Raw genomic sequence first — 14445 nt, forward strand, 5'->3', positions numbered from 1 at the left:
CTTTGGAAGGCTTGGCAAGGCTTGAGCGGGTCCGTCCTGTAACAGGCCATGCAACTTGGCTGCGTTGGCCACGGGGACCGAGCGGCTGCAATTGGCCGGGGCTGTGGTAGCCTTGCGGGTGCGGATTGATTGGTTCTGAGCCCTGGCAGCGTTGGCGCGCTTGCCGGGGCTTTGTCTTTTCTGAGGCATGCAAAACTCCTCTCCGCCGAGCGAGCCCGGCGGCGTATGCGTATGGATTCAGGAAGGGAAGCGGAGGTGGATCAGCAGTCGGTCAGGATGGCCGGCGCGGTCGTGGTCTGGTTGAAGGTGAGGGCATCGCCTGGCAAGCCACTGGCGGTATGCCGGGCGCCGTTGGCAGTGCCGGACACGTTCAGCTCGATCTTGGCGCCCACGCGGTTCGGGCCGAGGGTGCGGAAGGTCTGCTGGCCGGGCTTACGGGCCGCCTCGATGAGCGCGGCCTCGATGCTGGCGATGTCCTCCACGGTGAAGGTCAGGGTCTGGTTGTCGATGGTCAGGGTGCAGCGGTTCATGGTGGATCTCCGGGGTGGGGAAGTGACGGGCCTAGGACGCAGCGCTGGCGAGTCGTCGCTCGGCGAGGCGGTCGGCGATCCATTGATCGATCTCCGCCTCGAGCCACGCGACGCTGCTCCGGCCGATAGGGACCGGCTCCGGGAAGGTGCCGGCGCGAATGTCGGCATAGATCGCAGCCCGGCTCTTGCCGGTCTTGAGTTCCACCTCGCGGCGGCGCAACAGGCGGTTGCCCAGGGTGATGCGCTCGATGGGGCGGAATGCGTTCTGTGCCGGCTTGCTCATGCACGTTGCTCCCTGGCAGCGATGCGGCCTTGAATCCACGCCTGCACCTCGCTCAGGACGAACCCGACCGGAGCATTACGTGCCCCGCTGTCGCTGAGCTTGACCGGCTTGGGGAAGGTCGGGTCGGTCTTCATCAGGCGATGCGCCGTGGTGCGCGACAGACAGGTCAGGGCCAGTAGCTCGGGCATACGCACGAACCGCAGCGATTCCTGGCTGAGGCTGACGGGTTGGGTGCTGGAGTTCGTGCTCATGCCGCGCCTCCTGCTACCTGGCCAGCGCAAGCCACGTCGACATCCTGCTCGAGGTCATCCAACGCCGCTCGGCGAAGCGCGCTCGGCGCATAGGGGAGGGCGACGGCCGGATTCGGCTGGCTGGAAGGGCTGAGGCGGTGGGTGATCTCGTCGACGCCGAGGAAGGTCGCGCCGCAGACCGGATTCCGGCAGATCAAGAAGGTGCGCGACAGCAAGGGGTGCTTGCTCATCGAGCTGCGCTTCACCAGCGAGGCGCCGCAGTCGGGGCACTGCCGGCAGCGCTTAGTCTTGCGAGCGGATTGGGAGGTATGGGTCATGGTCAGCACGCCGTGGTTTCTGGACGCGCCAAGCTTCCCTTGGACTGCTGAAGAACGACATGCAGCCGATTTGTACGCGGCGCTCCTACAAAAAACCGGGAAGGTGATAGCGGCTGGCTGCTGGTGGGAGTGCATCACTCGGCACCTCCCTGACGGCGGGATTCCAGCCAGCGGGCGACATCCTGCTCGCGATAGCGCACCAGGCGCCCGACCTTGAGGAACGGCAGGTCGTGGCGGCCAGTGCTGCGCCAGGTGGCCAGCGTGCGAAGGGAGACGCCCAGCGCCTGGGCGGCGCGACGGGGCGTCCAGAGGTCAGCGCAAGGCGCTGTAGGTGAGGGATGGTGCATCTTCGTCTCCGTAATGCGTTCTCGATGACGGAGCGAAGGGTGCTGTATCTGGTTGCTTTAACGCGGATTTTCCGAAATCCGATTTCGGATTTGGGCCTCACTTAACCGTGTCGAGCGCCTGGGCGAGGATCTTCTTGAACCCGGCTCCCTGGACACCGTGTCCGTCATGCCGCAAAGACTTGGCCATGTCGGCCAGCGCGTCAGCGATACGGGAGACGTTCGGCTTTCCAGCGCGTCGGAAGTCGAGCCGACGGCCCGGCAGCTTTTCCTTTGCATCAAGCTCGGCGCTCAATTCCGCTAGTAGGTGGGTGGCAAAGCCTAAGGCGCGTAGGGCTGGCTCGTCGTCCGGCTGTTCGGTTTCCGCGTCCACCAAATCAGGCCCAGGAAGATCCCAACTCACAGGAGCATTGCCTGCCGAGTTGCTAGAGGCTTCCACGTAGGACTGGTCTGTACCTGAGAGAGTAAGAGTTAGGTATTTGATCAATACAGGCGGAACTTGTGGGGGCGTAGGAAGTTTTTCCGCGAAGGCCTTTAAATCATTTAGATGAAAGAGGTACGTAATTCGCTCGTCGCTGAATGAAGCTATATCGTCATCTTTGAGTGGATAGCAAACTAAGCTCCTGCCCTGCCCGTCATAAACCGTTATCCCTAGTGGGTTGGGAGTATTACGCCGCATAGCGTTTTTGAAGAATGTGTAGTCTTGGAGAGGGATAGGGCCCTCGAATATACACTCATCTGTCAGAAGACTTATATCTATGCTAGGGCGAGTTTCAGCCTCGGTGAGGTAGGGGCTTGGCAGTTTCTGAATAACTGCTTCATCGAAGTTTCCGACTACATGAATCTCGGGTCTGTCTAAAGCCCACGCGTGTACGTTAATAATCTTGGCAATTAACGCTGTTTCCAACATTGCAGCGGAAAATGCCATGTCCGTGTGGTCGCTTAGCCAGGAGACCGCGTCGTCAAATGATAGCCACTGTTTGAAGTGATAATCGCTCATCTTTATCAGCTCATAGCCTTGAAGTTCGCGACAACAACGTTACCCTTTTCGAGTTGATCAAGATGGTCGGCATACCATTGCATCATCGCTCTTCGCTGCTCCAGATAGATGGCCTTGTTATAGACGCCCGCTACGCCCTGCTCAGCATGAGCGAGCTGCGCTTCAACATGCTCGCGAGAAAAGCCATTTTCTCGAAGGGTCGTCGATGCGATGTGGCGGAAGCCGTGGCCCGTCTGCCTGCCCTCGTAGCCCATGCGCCGGAGGGCCATGTTGAAGGCCATGTTGCTGCGCGGCTTCTTGCGGTCGTTGCGACCGGGGAAGAGAAGGGGATAGTGCCCGTTCAGCTCCTGTAGTCCTTTGAGCAATTCGAGCGCCTGGCGAGAAAGGGGAACTAGGTGATCGCGACGCTTCTTCATGCGGGCCGCGGGGATGTTCCAGATCGCGGCCTCGAGGTCGAACTCAGACCATGGCGCTTCCCGTAGCTCGCTCGGCCGCACACCCGTCAGCATCAGCAGCTTCAGGCCGAGCCGGATGTCATGGGCGTGGGGATAGGCACTCATCGCTCGCAGCAGCTCGGGCAGCTCTTCCTGGGAGACGTGTGCGTAGTTCTCGGCCGGCTTGGTCTGCAGGAACCTATGCAGCCCCTCAAGCGGGTTGTGGGTGGCCCGCCCCGTGACCCTGGCAAGGTCATAGATCTCCTTGCAGAAGCGGCGCACGTTGCCCATCTGATCGATGATGCCTTTGCGCTCCATCCCCCGCAGGAACTCCATCCACTCGATGGGCATGATCTCGGTGAAGGGGCGCGGGCCGAAGACGGGAAAAACGTGCAGCTCGAGGGCCCCGATGATTCGTCGGGCGGTGCCATCTTCCCAGCGCGGCTTGCGTGCGTCGTACCACTCGCGGGCCAGCTTCTCGAAGGTGTTGGTGGCGGCCAGTGCCTCGGCGGCCTTGCGCTCGCGCTTGGTCAGCATCGGGCTCTTGCCGGTGGCGGCCTCTGCCTTCAGCTCGGCGGCCTTGGCGCGGGCGGCGGCACCGCTCACGGCCGGGTAGGCGCCCAGGCCAAGCCAGGACCATTTGCCGTCCGGCTTCTTGTAGCGAAGCTCCCAGCTTTTCTGGCCGTTGGGTTTGACGCGGAAGTAGAGGCCGTTGCCATCCTGCTCGCGGTAGACGGCGGCTTCAGGCTCGAGGCTGGAGAGGGTGGTGTCGGAAAGGGGGCGACGCTTGATGTCCTGGCGATTCATCCTTGTATGCCTTTGGTTCGAATTTTCCCAAGGCATACACACTGGCATACACCATGGGTTGGGATGACCAGAGACTACATGGAACCACCAGAAACAACAAAGCCCGCACTGGGCGGGCTTTTGAGGCTGTTTCTGGTACTACGTGGTACTACCAGAAACAAGGTAATGGTCGGAGCGACTGGATTCGAACCAGCGACCTTCTCGTCCCGAACGAGACGCGCTACCAAACTGCGCTACGCTCCGTGATGGATGGCGCGCATTCTACCTAAAACTCATGCAAGCACAAGGGGTTAGGTGAAAAAAACGCGCCGGGCAGGAATCATAGCTCCTTGATGGTACGGACCTGGTCCTTGTTGATGCGGGTCGGCTTGCCGTCGAGCTGCTTGAAGGTATAGAAGCCCGAGTCTTCATCGTACTTGGGCGTGTCGGTGGCCTGGATCTCGCGGCCATCGTTGAGGGTGATGACGCTGGGCGTGGAGCAGCCGGCGAGCAGGGCGCTGGCAACGACCAGCAGGGCGGCGGGAAGCAGGTGCTTGTTCATGAGGTGGTCTCCTTTCTTGGCAACCAAGCGGCCTTAGGACCGCGGGCGGGGAGCCGAGTTCGTCCCGGAACCGCTGGGTCACGCCTTCTCCTGCTGCTGTGCGGTGCAGATCAGGGGGCGGCGTCCAGCGCCATGGGGTCGTTGAAGTTGGCGAGACGGGCATCGTCTTCGGCGAAATCCACGCCGCTCAGGCCGAGGGGCAGCAGCGCCCCGCGCGGGCTGCGTTCGCCGTCCTTCCAGGCCTGGCGCAAGGCCGGCAGCAGTTGGCGGGGCAGGGCGGTGAACAGCGGTTGCCAATAGCCGCCCTGGCGCGCCATGACCGGGCCCTGGCTGGCCTGGGCCGCGGTCAGCAGCTGGAGGGCGAGGGCGGCGTCGATACGCGGCGCATCGCAAGGCAACAGTAGCACCCAGTCATGGCGTGCCACGGCGAGGCCGGCGAGGAGGCCGGCCAGGGGGCCAGGAAAGTCGGGTTCCTCGTCCGCCACCACCTGATCGGCCCACTGGGCATAGCGCTCGGCGTTGCGGTTGCAGGAGATGATGAGGTCATCGGTCAACACCCGCACCGCGGCCTGTACCTGGGCCACCAGCGGCTGGCCTCGCCAGTCCACCAGGCCCTTGTCGCGCCCACCCATGCGTTGCCCGCGGCCACCGGCGAGGATGAGGATGGAGGTAGCGGTCGGAGTGGGCATGGCGAACCTGTGGCAAGCGAAGGGGTCGAGGGAGGGCAGGCGGTGCCTGTGCTATAACACGACCTTTAATCCTAGCCCTGGATCGATCAGATGAGCCACAAAGCCGAGGCGGTTTTCGTACCGCTGAACATCGCCGTGCTGACGGTCAGCGACACCCGGACCTTCGAGACCGACACCTCCGGTCAGCTGTTCGTCGACCGCCTGGAGTCCGCCGGCCATTTCCTCGCTGCCCGGGTGCTGCTCAAGGACGACCTCTACAAGATCCGCGCCCAGGTCGCCCAGTGGATCGCCGATGACCAGGTGCAGGTGGTACTGATCACCGGCGGCACCGGTTTCACCGGGCGCGACAGCACCCCCGAGGCGGTCGCCTGCCTGCTGGACAAGCAGGTGGATGGCTTCGGTGAGCTGTTCCGGCAGATTTCCGTGGCCGACATCGGTACCTCCACCGTGCAGTCCCGCGCCCTGGCCGGCCTTGCCAACGGCACCCTGGTCTGCTGCCTGCCGGGTTCCACCAACGCCTGCCGCACCGCCTGGGACGGCATCCTCGGCGAGCAGCTGGACAACCGCCACCGGCCCTGCAACTTCGTGCCGCACCTCAAGCAGGCCGAACCCTGCGGGCCGCGCGGATGAGCCTGCTGTCCCTGGAAGAGGCCCTGGCCCGCCTATTGGCCATGGCCGCCGAAGACGGTCCCTTGCCGCTGGAGCGCGTCGCGCTGGCAGAGGCCGACGGGCGCATCTTGGCTACTTCCCTGATCGCCGACCTGGACCTGCCACCCTGGGATAACAGTGCCATGGACGGCTATGCCCTGCGCCTGGACGACTGGCAGGGCGAGCCGCTGCGGGTGTCCCAGCGCATCTTCGCCGGCCAGGCGCCTGGCGCCCTGGAGCCGGGCACCTGTGCGCGGATCTTCACCGGCGCGCCGCTGCCCGCCGGTGCCGATTGCGTGGAGATGCAGGAAAACGTCGAGGTGCTGGACGATGGCCGGGTGCGCTTCCTGGAGCTGCTGCGCCCTGGTCGCAACATCCGGCGTCGCGGTAACGAGGTGAGGGTGGGCGACGAGGTGCTGTCCGCCGGCACGGCCTTGGGCCCGGTCGAACTGGGGGTGGCCGCCTCCCTCGGGCGGGCCCAGGTCGAGGTCTATCGCCGACCCAAGGTCGCGGTGCTTTCCACCGGCGACGAGCTGGTCGCACCGGGACAGCCGCTGGGACCGGGACAGATCTACAACAGCAATCGCGCCCTGCTGATCAGTTGGCTACGGCGCCTGGGCTGCGAGGTGTCGGACCAGGGCATCCTGCCGGACGACCTGGCTCGGACCCAGGAACGCCTGGCCTCGCTGCAGGCGGACCTGATCCTGTCCACTGGCGGGGTGTCGGTGGGCGAGGCGGATTTCCTCGGCCAGGCCCTGCGCGCCGAGGGCGAGCTGACGCTGTGGAAGCTGGCGCTCAAACCGGGCAAGCCCCTGACCTGTGGACGCTTCCGTGGCATTCCGGTGATCGGCCTGCCGGGCAATCCGGCCTCGACCCTGGTGACCTTCGGCCTGCTGGCGCGGCCCTATCTGCTGCGGCGTGCCGGGAAGATAGAGGTGGCGCCGCTCGCCGTCGAGGTGCCGGCGGGGTTCGACTGGCCACGTGCCGGTGCACGCCGCGAATACCAGCGGGCGCGCCTGGAGGAAGGCCGTGCCGTGCCTCACCGCAACCAGGGCTCCAACGTGCTGCAGACCGCGGCCTGGGCCCATGGCCTGGTGGAGATTCGCGAAGACCGTACCTTCGTCGTGGACGATCCGGTGCGCTTCATCCCCCTGGCCGAGTTGTTCAAGCCCTAGGCTCTGTACGAAGCATCACCGAGCGCAGGCATTTTTCGTACAGAGCCTAGCGCAGCGGCGGTCGGACTGAACGTGGCCGGCAGGGCACAGTCCTAGTCTCCAGATTCGCATGCCGGGCAGCGCCCGGCGCCTGCGGCGGCATCTCGCCGCGCAGTGCCAACCTTGGACGACGATCATGACGACTACAGGCACCCTGGCTGATGCAGCCCTGGTCATCCTCAATGGCAAGGAAACCGGCAACGAGGCAGTGCGCGAGGCGATCCTCGCCCGGCGCGCCGCCGGTAACCGGGTCGACGTACGGGTGACTTGGGAAGAAGATGACGCCGCGCGCTTCGTCGAGCAGGCGACCCGGGAGGGCTACGGCACCCTGGTGGCGGCGGGTGGCGATGGCACCCTGCGGGCGGTGGCCGAGGCCATGGCCCTGAACCACAGCCAGGCGCGCCTTGGCCTGCTGCCGCTGGGCACGGCGAACGACTTCGCCAATGCTGCCGGGGTGCCCCTGGAGCCGGCGGCGGCACTGGCGCTGCTCGATGGACCGGTCAGTACCATCGATCTGGTGGAGGCCGAGGGCCAGCTGTTCCTCAACATGGCCACCGGCGGTTTCGGCTCCCAGGTGACCGCCAATACCCCGGGCGAACTCAAGCGCCTGCTGGGCGGTGCGGCCTATCTGCTCACCGGCCTGACCCGCTTCGCCGAGGTGCATTCGGCTCACGGACGCTTCCGCGGACCCGGCTTCGCGTGGGAAGGCGAGTTCCTTGCCCTGGGCATCGGCAACGGGCGCCAGGCCGGGGGCGGGCACGTGCTGTGCCCGACCGCGCTGGTCAACGACGGCCTGCTCGACATCGGCATCCTGCCGGCGTCCCAGGATGTGCTCGGCACCCTGGGCGAGTTCCTCAGCAAGGGCTTCAGCACCGAGGAGATGTTCGTGCGGGCACGCCTGCCCTGGGTGGAGCTGCAGGCCGCCGAAGGCCTGGACATGAACCTCGACGGCGAACCGGTCAAGCGCGAGCGGGTGAGATTCGAGGTGCGTCCGGGTATCCTGCAGGTCTACCTGCCGGTGGATTCGCCCCTGTTGGGCGCCACCGCCGGCACGCTGGCCGCACCGGCGGCCACTTCCTGAGCAGGCGCCTGCGGAGGGTACTTTGGAGCTACTGATCAACGCGGGAATCGTGCTGGCCACCGTGGCGGGCATGGAAGCCTTCGCCTGGTGGTCGCACAAGTACATCATGCATGGCTGGGGGTGGGGTTGGCATGAGTCCCACCATCGGCCGCGCACCGGCTGGTTCGAGAAGAACGACCTCTACGCCATCGTCTTCGCCGGCCTGGCGATCCTGCTGATTGCCCTCGGCAACGCGGGCTTCTGGCGGCTGCAGTGGATCGGCGCCGGCATGACCCTCTACGGACTGCTGTACTTCATCGCCCACGACGGCCTGGTGCACCAGCGCTGGCCGTTCCGCTACGTTCCGCGCAGTGGCTACCTGAAACGGCTCTACCAGGCGCATCGCATGCACCATGCGGTGGACGGTCGGGAGGGCTGCGTGTCCTTCGGTTTCCTGCTGGCGCCGACCACCCAGCGACTCAAGCAGCAACTGCGCGAGATACACGGTGGCGCGCTGGATTCCTCACGCGAACGCAAGGCGCGGGACCAGGTGCAGGACGGCTTGGACTAGACGAGGAGGTAAGCGCCTCCTGGGAGGCGCTTAGCGAGGTCAGGCGACGGCGGGGGTGTCGTAGGCGGCGAACAGCGAGTGGGCGTACTGGCTGCGTTCGCTCTCGTTGCGCAGCAGGTCGATGAATTCCTTGGCCGGGGGATTGAGGGTACCGGCGGAGGCCGCCGCGACCACCTCGGCCTGCTCGCCAGCGGCCAGATCGGCGAAGCCAGCACCCAGGCGCTCGACGCAATAGGCATCCAGGACCGCCAGGCCATCGCGCAGCAGGTCGCGCAGGTTGGCGCCTTGCTGGACCTGGGCCTGCTCGTCGAAGGGATCGACGACGTTCAGGCGATCACCGTGAGCGTAGGGGGTCAGCATGTGGCGGTCGATGAATTCCGGCAGGCGGGTATCGGCCTGCTCGCTATCGGCCTGCAGGTGGACGCACAGGGCGACCAGGGCGCGCCACTGGGTGGCGTTGAAGAATTCAGGTTTGTAGGCGGACTGAGCGGTGCCGGAAAGGCCAAGGGCAAGGAGTGAAGCGGGGGCAGCGAAAAGTTCGTGCGAAACAGCCGTTTCCGTCTTGTGCATGTGCAAATCCCATACTCGAAGGCTGACTACTGGATGCAGCGCTCTGGCGCGGGCATCCATCCATCCGCGGCCCGTAGAAGCTGTTCACGATCTGCTGCGCGTCGGCCAAACGGCGTTGAAAAAGCCTTCGAAATGCTCATTTACCACTCGTAAACTGCGCTTTCTCAGGCTTTTTCGCCTAGTTTGTCTCTAGCTCGCGAGATCGTGAATAGCTTCTTGGAGGGTCGCTTTAATCCGACCCGTTTATCGCACAAAAGTTTGCTGGCGTGCACCCCCAAGGTGCGCAGAAATGTGACTGGCGCAAGACGGGCGACGTCAGCGGCGCGGCCGGGTCCAGAGGTCGACCGGGCGTGGCTCGTTGCGCTGGTGGCGCGACAGCATGGCGCGGGCGGCGCCACGACAGACCAGGCGCAGCTTGTCGGCGGTGCTGGTACTGACGCGCTGATCCCAGGCATGGGCGCCCAGTTGCAGCACCTGCACGCCGATCTCACGGTAGACGCCGCGAGCCGTGGCGATGGCCCAGGCCGAGCGCAGGGGCAGGGCGGCGATGCCCTGGCGCGCCGAGTCGTAGTAGGGCTCGGCCAGGCGTACCAGGCGCTCGGCCAGTTGCGCCACGGCTTCACGGTGCTGCGGCTCCGCCAGCTCGGTGATGGGTACGCCGAGTTCATCGAGCCACCGCCGGGGCAGGTAGACGCGGCCGATGCGGGCATCCTCGACGATATCGCGGGCGATGTTGGTGAGCTGGAAGGCCAGGCCCAGGTCGCAGGCGCGATCCAGGGTCTCCTCGTCGTCGGCGCCCATGATCCGCGCCATCATCACGCCCACCACCCCGGCGACGTGGTAGCAGTACTCCAGGGTGTCTTCCAGCTCCACGTAGACCCTTTCCTCCACGTCCATGCGAAAGCCGGCCAGGTGATCCAGGGGCAGGGCCAGGGGAATGCCATGGCGCTGCACCACGCGCTGGAAGGCCGCGAAGGCCGGGTCTTGCAGAGGCTCGTCGGCGTAGGCGGCGCGGGTCAGGCGCTCCAGCTCGGCCAGTCGTGTCCGGCCGCCGAGGCGGTCGCCCTCGACCTGGCCGTGGCCCAACTCCTGGCCATCGATGACGTCGTCGCAGTGCCGGCACCAGGCATAGAGCAGTACCGCGCTCTCGCGGGTCTCGGGGGCGAACAGCTTGGCGGCGGCGGCGAAGCTCTTGGAGCCGACGGCGATGCTCTGTTCGGCGTGGTCGACGACATCATGGCTGGCAGTCATGGCTAACCGTGCTCCTCGAGGATGACGCTGGCGGTGGCCTTGGCCGACCCCACCACGCCCGGCACGCCGGCGCCGGGGTGAGTGCCCGCGCCGACCAGGTAGAGGTTGGGGATGACGGTATCGCGATTGTGCGGCCGGAACCAGGCGCTCTGGGTGAGGATGGGCTCCAGGGAGAAGGCCGAGCCCAGGTGGGCATTGAGCTCCTGGCGGAAATCGGCCGGAGTGAAGATGCGCGAGGTGACCAGGTTGGCGCGCAGGCCGGGCATGTAGCGCTCTTCCAGGTAGGCGAGGATCTTGTCTCTCAGGCGCGGACCTTCGACGCTCCAGTCGACGTCGGCATTGCCCAGGTGCGGCACCGGCGCCAGCACGTAGTGGGCGCTGTGGCCGGGCGGTGCCAGGGACGGATCGGTGACGCAGGGCGAATGCAGGTAGAGCGAGAAGTCGTCCGGCACGCCGGGACCCTTGAAGAGTTCGTCGATCAGGCCGCGATAGCGCTGGCCGAAGCAGACCATGTGGTGTTCGAGACCGACCGGGGGCTGGCTCAGGCCGAAGTGGATGACGAACAGCGACATGCTGTGCCTCTTGCGCTTGAGGCGGTTGCCCTCGACCACGCCATGGGTGTGGTGGCCGAGCAGCTTGCGATAGGTGTGGACCACATCGGCATTGGACGCCACCAGGTCGGCATCGACCCGGCTGCCGTCGGCCAGGCAGACACCGGTGGCGCGATTGCCTTCGGTGAGGATGCGCTCCACCGGGGCGTTCAGGCGCAACTCGCCGCCGAGGTCGACGAAGAGCTTCAGCAGTCCCTGCACCAGCGCGTGGGTGCCGCCCTTGGCGAACCAGACGCCCCACTTGCGCTCCAGCGCATGGATCAGCGCGTAGATCGAGGAGGTGGCGAAGGGATTGCCGCCCACCAGCAGGGTATGGAACGACAGGGCCTGGCGCAGCTTTTCGTTCTTCACGAACCCCGACACCTGGGTGTAGACGCTGCGCCAGGCGGTGAGCTGGGCCAGCTTCGGCGCAGCGGCGAGCATGTCGCCGACCTTGAGGAAGGGCTTGGCGCCGAGGCGGACATAACCCTCTTCGAAGACTGCCTGGGAATAGGCCAGGAAGCGCTGGTAGCCGGCCACGTCATCCGGCTCCAGGGCGCGGATCTGCTCGTCCAGGCGGGCCTGGTCGTTGACGTAGTCGAAGCGGGTGCCGTCTTCCCAGCACAGCTGGTAGAAGGGACTGACCGGCAGCAGCTCCACATAGTCACTCATCCGCCGGCCGCTGAGGGCGAACAGTTCTTCCAGGGCCGAGGGGTCGGTGATGACGGTGGGGCCGGCGTCGAAGGTGAAGCCGGCATCCTGGTAGACGTAGGCGCGGCCGCCGGGCTTGTCGCGACCCTCGATGAGGGTGGTGGCGATACCGGCCGACTGCAGGCGGATCGCCAGGGCGATACCGCCGAAACCGGCGCCGATGACGACGGCTCGCTTGGGCGCGTTACCTTGGGTCATGTTGCTTCCTTGAACTGGGGAGGACGAGCCAGGGCGGCATCCAGCGCTGGTTTCAGCGGTACCGGCGGTTTGCCGGAGAGGATGCGCAGCCGATCGAAGGCGGTGAGACGGCCGGCGTAGAAGCGCTGGATGAGGGGTTCGCCGAGGCCGTAGAACCTTTGCATGACGCGCACCCGGTGTTCGGGGCGGCCGGCGAGAAAGAGCATGCGATTGAGCAGGCGGAAGAAGCCCTGCCGTTGCCAGCGTCCCTGGGCGTAGTGGCGCAGGGTTTCGCGCAGCGCCGCGCTGGAACTGAAGGGCTGGGCGGCCAGGTGTTCCGCCAGGCGGACGGCTTCGGGCAGCGAGTAGCCGGTGGTGGGATGAAACAACCCGGCGGCCAGGCCGATGGGCGCGCCGGCCGTGACGTGGTCCCAGTAGCTGTCCACGTCGCCACCGAGAGTGATGGGCAGGATGCCCTGTTCTTCGCGCAGCACCTCGGCGATGGTCCAGCCCCGCTGGTGGGCGTAGTCGGCCAGGTGCTGGCGCAGGCGTTCCACCGGCAGGCTTTCGCCATCGGCGTAGTAGGTGTCCTCGATCAGCAGGCGGTCGGACGCCAGTGGCAGGGTATAGACGAAACGATAGCCGTCCAACTGGTCGACGGTGGCGTCCATCACGATGGGCTCGGTAAGGCCATGGGGACTCGCGAGGCGTACCTCCTGGCCGAGGAATTTCTGGTAGCCGAGCCACAGCGCCGGATCCGGCCGCGGCCCTCGGGCATCGATCACCGCTCCGGCGGCCAGGGTGTAGCCATCGGTGAAGACTATTCCATCGTCCTGCAGCCGCAGCACCTTGCGGCCCAGCAGCAGGCGCTCCGCCGGCAGGCGTGCGTTCAGTACCTCATGGAAGCGTTCGGCACTGATGCTGGCGTAGCCGCTGCCGAGTCGCCGCTGACGTTGGGGGAAACGCACTTCATAGCCCGGCCAGCGGTGGGCGACCAGGGGATCGATCCAGGCGTGCTGGGAGGCGGTGAGGTCTGGCTGGTGGAAGGACCAGGTATGGTTGCCGCCCAGTCGCGGAGCGGCTTCCACCAGGCGCCAGTCCAGTTCCGGGCGGGTTTCGGCCAGGCGCAGGGCGAGCAGGCCGCCGGCGAGGCCGCCGCCGACGATCAGCAGGTCAGGACGCACGATCCCGTCCTCGCGTCGCCAGGCCATCGACCAGTCGCGCCGCCGTGCTGGCGCCACCGGCCGCGGCGGCGATGGGTACGAAGCGCTCGGCCGCCCGCCGATAGGCGGGATCGGCCAGCACCGCCCCGAGGGCCTGGGCGAGGCGGGCGCGGCTGGCCAGGCGTGGCGCCAGGCAGATACCGGCGCCGACCCGCTCCAGCCGGCGGGCGATACCTGGCTGGTCGAACACCATGGGCAGCGCCAGCATGGGTTTGCCGGCGGCCAGGCAGTCCAGCACGGTATTGAAGCCGCCATGGGTGATGACGGCATCGGCACGGGCGATGACGGCTTCCTGAGGCGCGAAGTCGGTCACCCAGGTGGCGCCGTCGTCCAGCAGTTGTCGCTCGGCGGTGCCGTCGAGGCGGCCACAGTGGGCGATCAGTACCTGCGCATTGAGTTGGCGACAGGCCTGGGCCACTCGCCGGAACAGCGCCAGTCGACTGCCCTGCAGGGTACCGAAGGAGGCGAAGATGAAGGGGCGTTGCGGATCTATCTCTAGGTCGAAGCGCTGCTGCTGGACGCTGGGCGAACGTAGCGGGCCGACCTCATGGAACTGCGCGGGTGGGGCGCGCCGCGGAAAGTCGAAACCCGGCAGGCACTGGCTTAGCTGCAGGTAGGGCGAGAAGCAGTCGTCCAGCGTCCGCCGGTCGCCGAGCCCGAACGTCTGGGCATGGCGCTGGATGACCTTGCCCTGGTTGCCCATCATCAGGTCGAACACCCGGGTCGCCCCCTGGACGATCTGGCGTTCGCGCTCGCTGGTGGGGTAGGCGAAGGGCAGGGTGGGCAGCGGCAGGTCAGGCTCGCGATTCATCGGCACCGCGCAGGCCAGAGAGGCATAGGGCAGCCCAAGATGGTCCCCCAGCAGGCCACCGGCGGGCTCCATCTGGTCGGCGATCAGGCAGTCGACACCCAGGTCGCGCAGGGCGGCCGGGCCCTCGCGGCAGAACAGGTCGGTGTTGCGCGCCATGTCGGCGATCACGCCGAACACCGCCCAGGGCTGGCGACTGGCGGTGCGGGCGAGCAGGGGCGGCAGGCTGCCGCGCGGATGGCTGGCGGCGCCGATGGCCTGGAAGTCGATGCCGGGCGGGCGTGGGCGGTCGCCGACGTCGGCCTGGTGCAGCAGGGTGACGCGATGGCCGAGCTGTACCAGGGCCTCGCCCAGCACCAGATGGGTGGACAGGTGGCTCGGCAGCGGCGGCGAGATCAGGGCGACATGCATGGCGGCGTCCGGTCG

At 66.3% G+C, this 14445-nt stretch carries 18 protein-coding genes and 1 tRNA gene; 4 read left to right on the forward strand and 15 right to left on the reverse strand.

Annotated elements, in window-relative coordinates; genetic code table 11:
* Positions 1-260: 260 nt before the first annotated feature.
* The 10 genes from RND78_RS18655 to mobA form a co-directional block, all read right to left on the reverse strand.
* Positions 261-530: a hypothetical protein gene (locus RND78_RS18655; RefSeq protein WP_312731108.1), complete on the reverse strand. Its 270-nt coding sequence runs from the start codon at positions 528-530 to the stop codon at positions 261-263.
* 31 nt (positions 531-561) lie between these two features.
* A complete protein-coding gene (locus RND78_RS18660) occupies positions 562-813 on the reverse strand; it encodes an AlpA family transcriptional regulator (protein WP_312731110.1) in 252 nt (83 codons plus the stop codon).
* Complete coding sequence (locus RND78_RS18665) at positions 810-1064, reverse strand: AlpA family phage regulatory protein (RefSeq protein ID WP_312731112.1); 255 nt, start codon at positions 1062-1064, stop codon at positions 810-812. Before RND78_RS18665 ends, RND78_RS18660 begins: the two co-directional genes overlap by 4 nt.
* Positions 1061-1381, reverse strand: coding sequence for an ogr/Delta-like zinc finger family protein (locus tag RND78_RS18670; protein ID WP_312731308.1), 321 nt, complete (start codon positions 1379-1381; stop codon positions 1061-1063). Before RND78_RS18670 ends, RND78_RS18665 begins: the two co-directional genes overlap by 4 nt.
* A 134-nt stretch (positions 1382-1515) precedes the next feature.
* Positions 1516-1728 (reverse strand): helix-turn-helix domain-containing protein, encoded by a 213-nt coding sequence (locus tag RND78_RS18675; RefSeq protein ID WP_058778348.1) that lies wholly within the window; start codon positions 1726-1728, stop codon positions 1516-1518.
* A 97-nt stretch (positions 1729-1825) separates the two neighbouring features.
* On the reverse strand, positions 1826-2725 hold the full coding sequence (locus RND78_RS18680) for a hypothetical protein (RefSeq protein WP_312731119.1): 900 nt from the start codon (positions 2723-2725) through the stop codon (positions 1826-1828).
* 5 nt (positions 2726-2730) lie between these two features.
* Positions 2731-3966, reverse strand: a complete 1236-nt coding sequence (locus RND78_RS18685; protein WP_312731120.1) for a tyrosine-type recombinase/integrase — start codon at positions 3964-3966, stop codon at positions 2731-2733.
* Positions 3967-4132: 166 nt separating this feature from the next.
* Positions 4133-4209 (reverse strand) — tRNA-Pro (locus tag RND78_RS18690).
* Positions 4210-4285: 76 nt separating this feature from the next.
* Entirely contained in the window at positions 4286-4507 is a 222-nt protein-coding gene (locus RND78_RS18695) for a YgdI/YgdR family lipoprotein (protein ID WP_059226108.1), read from the reverse strand.
* A gap of 110 nt (positions 4508-4617) precedes the next feature.
* Complete coding sequence (mobA, locus tag RND78_RS18700) at positions 4618-5196, reverse strand: molybdenum cofactor guanylyltransferase MobA (protein WP_312731124.1); 579 nt, start codon at positions 5194-5196, stop codon at positions 4618-4620.
* Between the two features lie 90 nt (positions 5197-5286).
* On the opposite strand from mobA, the gene moaB reads away from it, so the two are divergent.
* From moaB to RND78_RS18720, 4 genes are all read left to right on the forward strand, one after another.
* On the forward strand, positions 5287-5826 hold the full coding sequence (gene moaB / locus RND78_RS18705; RefSeq protein WP_059226110.1) for a molybdenum cofactor biosynthesis protein B: 540 nt from the start codon (positions 5287-5289) through the stop codon (positions 5824-5826).
* Complete coding sequence (gene glp, locus RND78_RS18710) at positions 5823-7019, forward strand: gephyrin-like molybdotransferase Glp (RefSeq protein WP_312731126.1); 1197 nt, start codon at positions 5823-5825, stop codon at positions 7017-7019. Before moaB ends, glp begins: the two co-directional genes overlap by 4 nt.
* 175 nt (positions 7020-7194) lie before the next feature.
* Complete coding sequence (gene yegS / locus RND78_RS18715; protein ID WP_312731128.1) at positions 7195-8139, forward strand: lipid kinase YegS; 945 nt, start codon at positions 7195-7197, stop codon at positions 8137-8139.
* A gap of 22 nt (positions 8140-8161) precedes the next feature.
* Positions 8162-8689 (forward strand): sterol desaturase family protein, encoded by a 528-nt coding sequence (locus RND78_RS18720; RefSeq protein WP_312731129.1) that lies wholly within the window; start codon positions 8162-8164, stop codon positions 8687-8689.
* Positions 8690-8728: 39 nt separating this feature from the next.
* On the opposite strand, the gene RND78_RS18725 is transcribed toward RND78_RS18720, so the two are convergent.
* From RND78_RS18725 to RND78_RS18745, 5 genes are all read right to left on the reverse strand, one after another.
* A complete protein-coding gene (locus tag RND78_RS18725; protein ID WP_059226112.1) occupies positions 8729-9259 on the reverse strand; it encodes a gluconate 2-dehydrogenase subunit 3 family protein in 531 nt (176 codons plus the stop codon).
* Positions 9260-9574: 315 nt separating this feature from the next.
* Complete coding sequence (locus tag RND78_RS18730) at positions 9575-10510, reverse strand: phytoene/squalene synthase family protein (protein ID WP_312731132.1); 936 nt, start codon at positions 10508-10510, stop codon at positions 9575-9577.
* Between the two features lie 2 nt (positions 10511-10512).
* Positions 10513-12009 carry a phytoene desaturase gene (locus tag RND78_RS18735; RefSeq protein WP_312731134.1) on the reverse strand — a complete coding sequence of 499 codons (1497 nt, stop codon included), beginning with the start codon at positions 12007-12009 and terminating at the stop codon, positions 10513-10515.
* A complete protein-coding gene (crtY, locus tag RND78_RS18740; RefSeq protein WP_312731136.1) occupies positions 12006-13199 on the reverse strand; it encodes a lycopene beta-cyclase CrtY in 1194 nt (397 codons plus the stop codon). Before crtY ends, RND78_RS18735 begins: the two co-directional genes overlap by 4 nt.
* Positions 13162-14430 (reverse strand): glycosyltransferase, encoded by a 1269-nt coding sequence (locus RND78_RS18745; RefSeq protein WP_312731137.1) that lies wholly within the window; start codon positions 14428-14430, stop codon positions 13162-13164. The genes crtY and RND78_RS18745 overlap by 38 nt, the downstream gene beginning before the upstream one ends.
* Positions 14431-14445 lie beyond the last annotated feature (15 nt).

It is taken from the genome of Pseudomonas oryzihabitans, assembly GCF_032027545.1.
Lineage (GTDB): Bacteria > Pseudomonadota > Gammaproteobacteria > Pseudomonadales > Pseudomonadaceae > Chryseomonas > Chryseomonas oryzihabitans_F.

Bases quoted from the DNA above. Each gene is read 5' to 3' on its own strand.
- RND78_RS18655 (WP_312731108.1), bottom strand. From the start codon at position 530: ATGAACCGCTGCACCCTGACCATCGACAACCAGACCCTGACCTTCACC.
- RND78_RS18660 (WP_312731110.1), bottom strand. From the start codon at position 813: ATGAGCAAGCCGGCACAGAACGCATTCCGCCCCATCGAGCGCATCACC.
- RND78_RS18665 (WP_312731112.1), bottom strand. From the start codon at position 1,064: ATGAGCACGAACTCCAGCACCCAACCCGTCAGCCTCAGCCAGGAATCG.
- RND78_RS18670 (WP_312731308.1), bottom strand. From the start codon at position 1,381: ATGACCCATACCTCCCAATCCGCTCGCAAGACTAAGCGCTGCCGGCAG.
- RND78_RS18675 (WP_058778348.1), bottom strand. From the start codon at position 1,728: ATGCACCATCCCTCACCTACAGCGCCTTGCGCTGACCTCTGGACGCCC.
- RND78_RS18680 (WP_312731119.1), bottom strand. From the start codon at position 2,725: ATGAGCGATTATCACTTCAAACAGTGGCTATCATTTGACGACGCGGTC.
- RND78_RS18685 (WP_312731120.1), bottom strand. From the start codon at position 3,966: ATGAATCGCCAGGACATCAAGCGTCGCCCCCTTTCCGACACCACCCTC.
- RND78_RS18695 (WP_059226108.1), bottom strand. From the start codon at position 4,507: ATGAACAAGCACCTGCTTCCCGCCGCCCTGCTGGTCGTTGCCAGCGCC.
- mobA (WP_312731124.1), bottom strand. From the start codon at position 5,196: ATGCCCACTCCGACCGCTACCTCCATCCTCATCCTCGCCGGTGGCCGC.
- moaB (WP_059226110.1), top strand. From the start codon at position 5,287: ATGAGCCACAAAGCCGAGGCGGTTTTCGTACCGCTGAACATCGCCGTG.
- glp (WP_312731126.1), top strand. From the start codon at position 5,823: ATGAGCCTGCTGTCCCTGGAAGAGGCCCTGGCCCGCCTATTGGCCATG.
- yegS (WP_312731128.1), top strand. From the start codon at position 7,195: ATGACGACTACAGGCACCCTGGCTGATGCAGCCCTGGTCATCCTCAAT.
- RND78_RS18725 (WP_059226112.1), bottom strand. From the start codon at position 9,259: ATGCACAAGACGGAAACGGCTGTTTCGCACGAACTTTTCGCTGCCCCC.
- RND78_RS18730 (WP_312731132.1), bottom strand. From the start codon at position 10,510: ATGACTGCCAGCCATGATGTCGTCGACCACGCCGAACAGAGCATCGCC.
- RND78_RS18735 (WP_312731134.1), bottom strand. From the start codon at position 12,009: ATGACCCAAGGTAACGCGCCCAAGCGAGCCGTCGTCATCGGCGCCGGT.
- crtY (WP_312731136.1), bottom strand. From the start codon at position 13,199: ATGGCCTGGCGACGCGAGGACGGGATCGTGCGTCCTGACCTGCTGATC.
- RND78_RS18745 (WP_312731137.1), bottom strand. From the start codon at position 14,430: ATGCATGTCGCCCTGATCTCGCCGCCGCTGCCGAGCCACCTGTCCACC.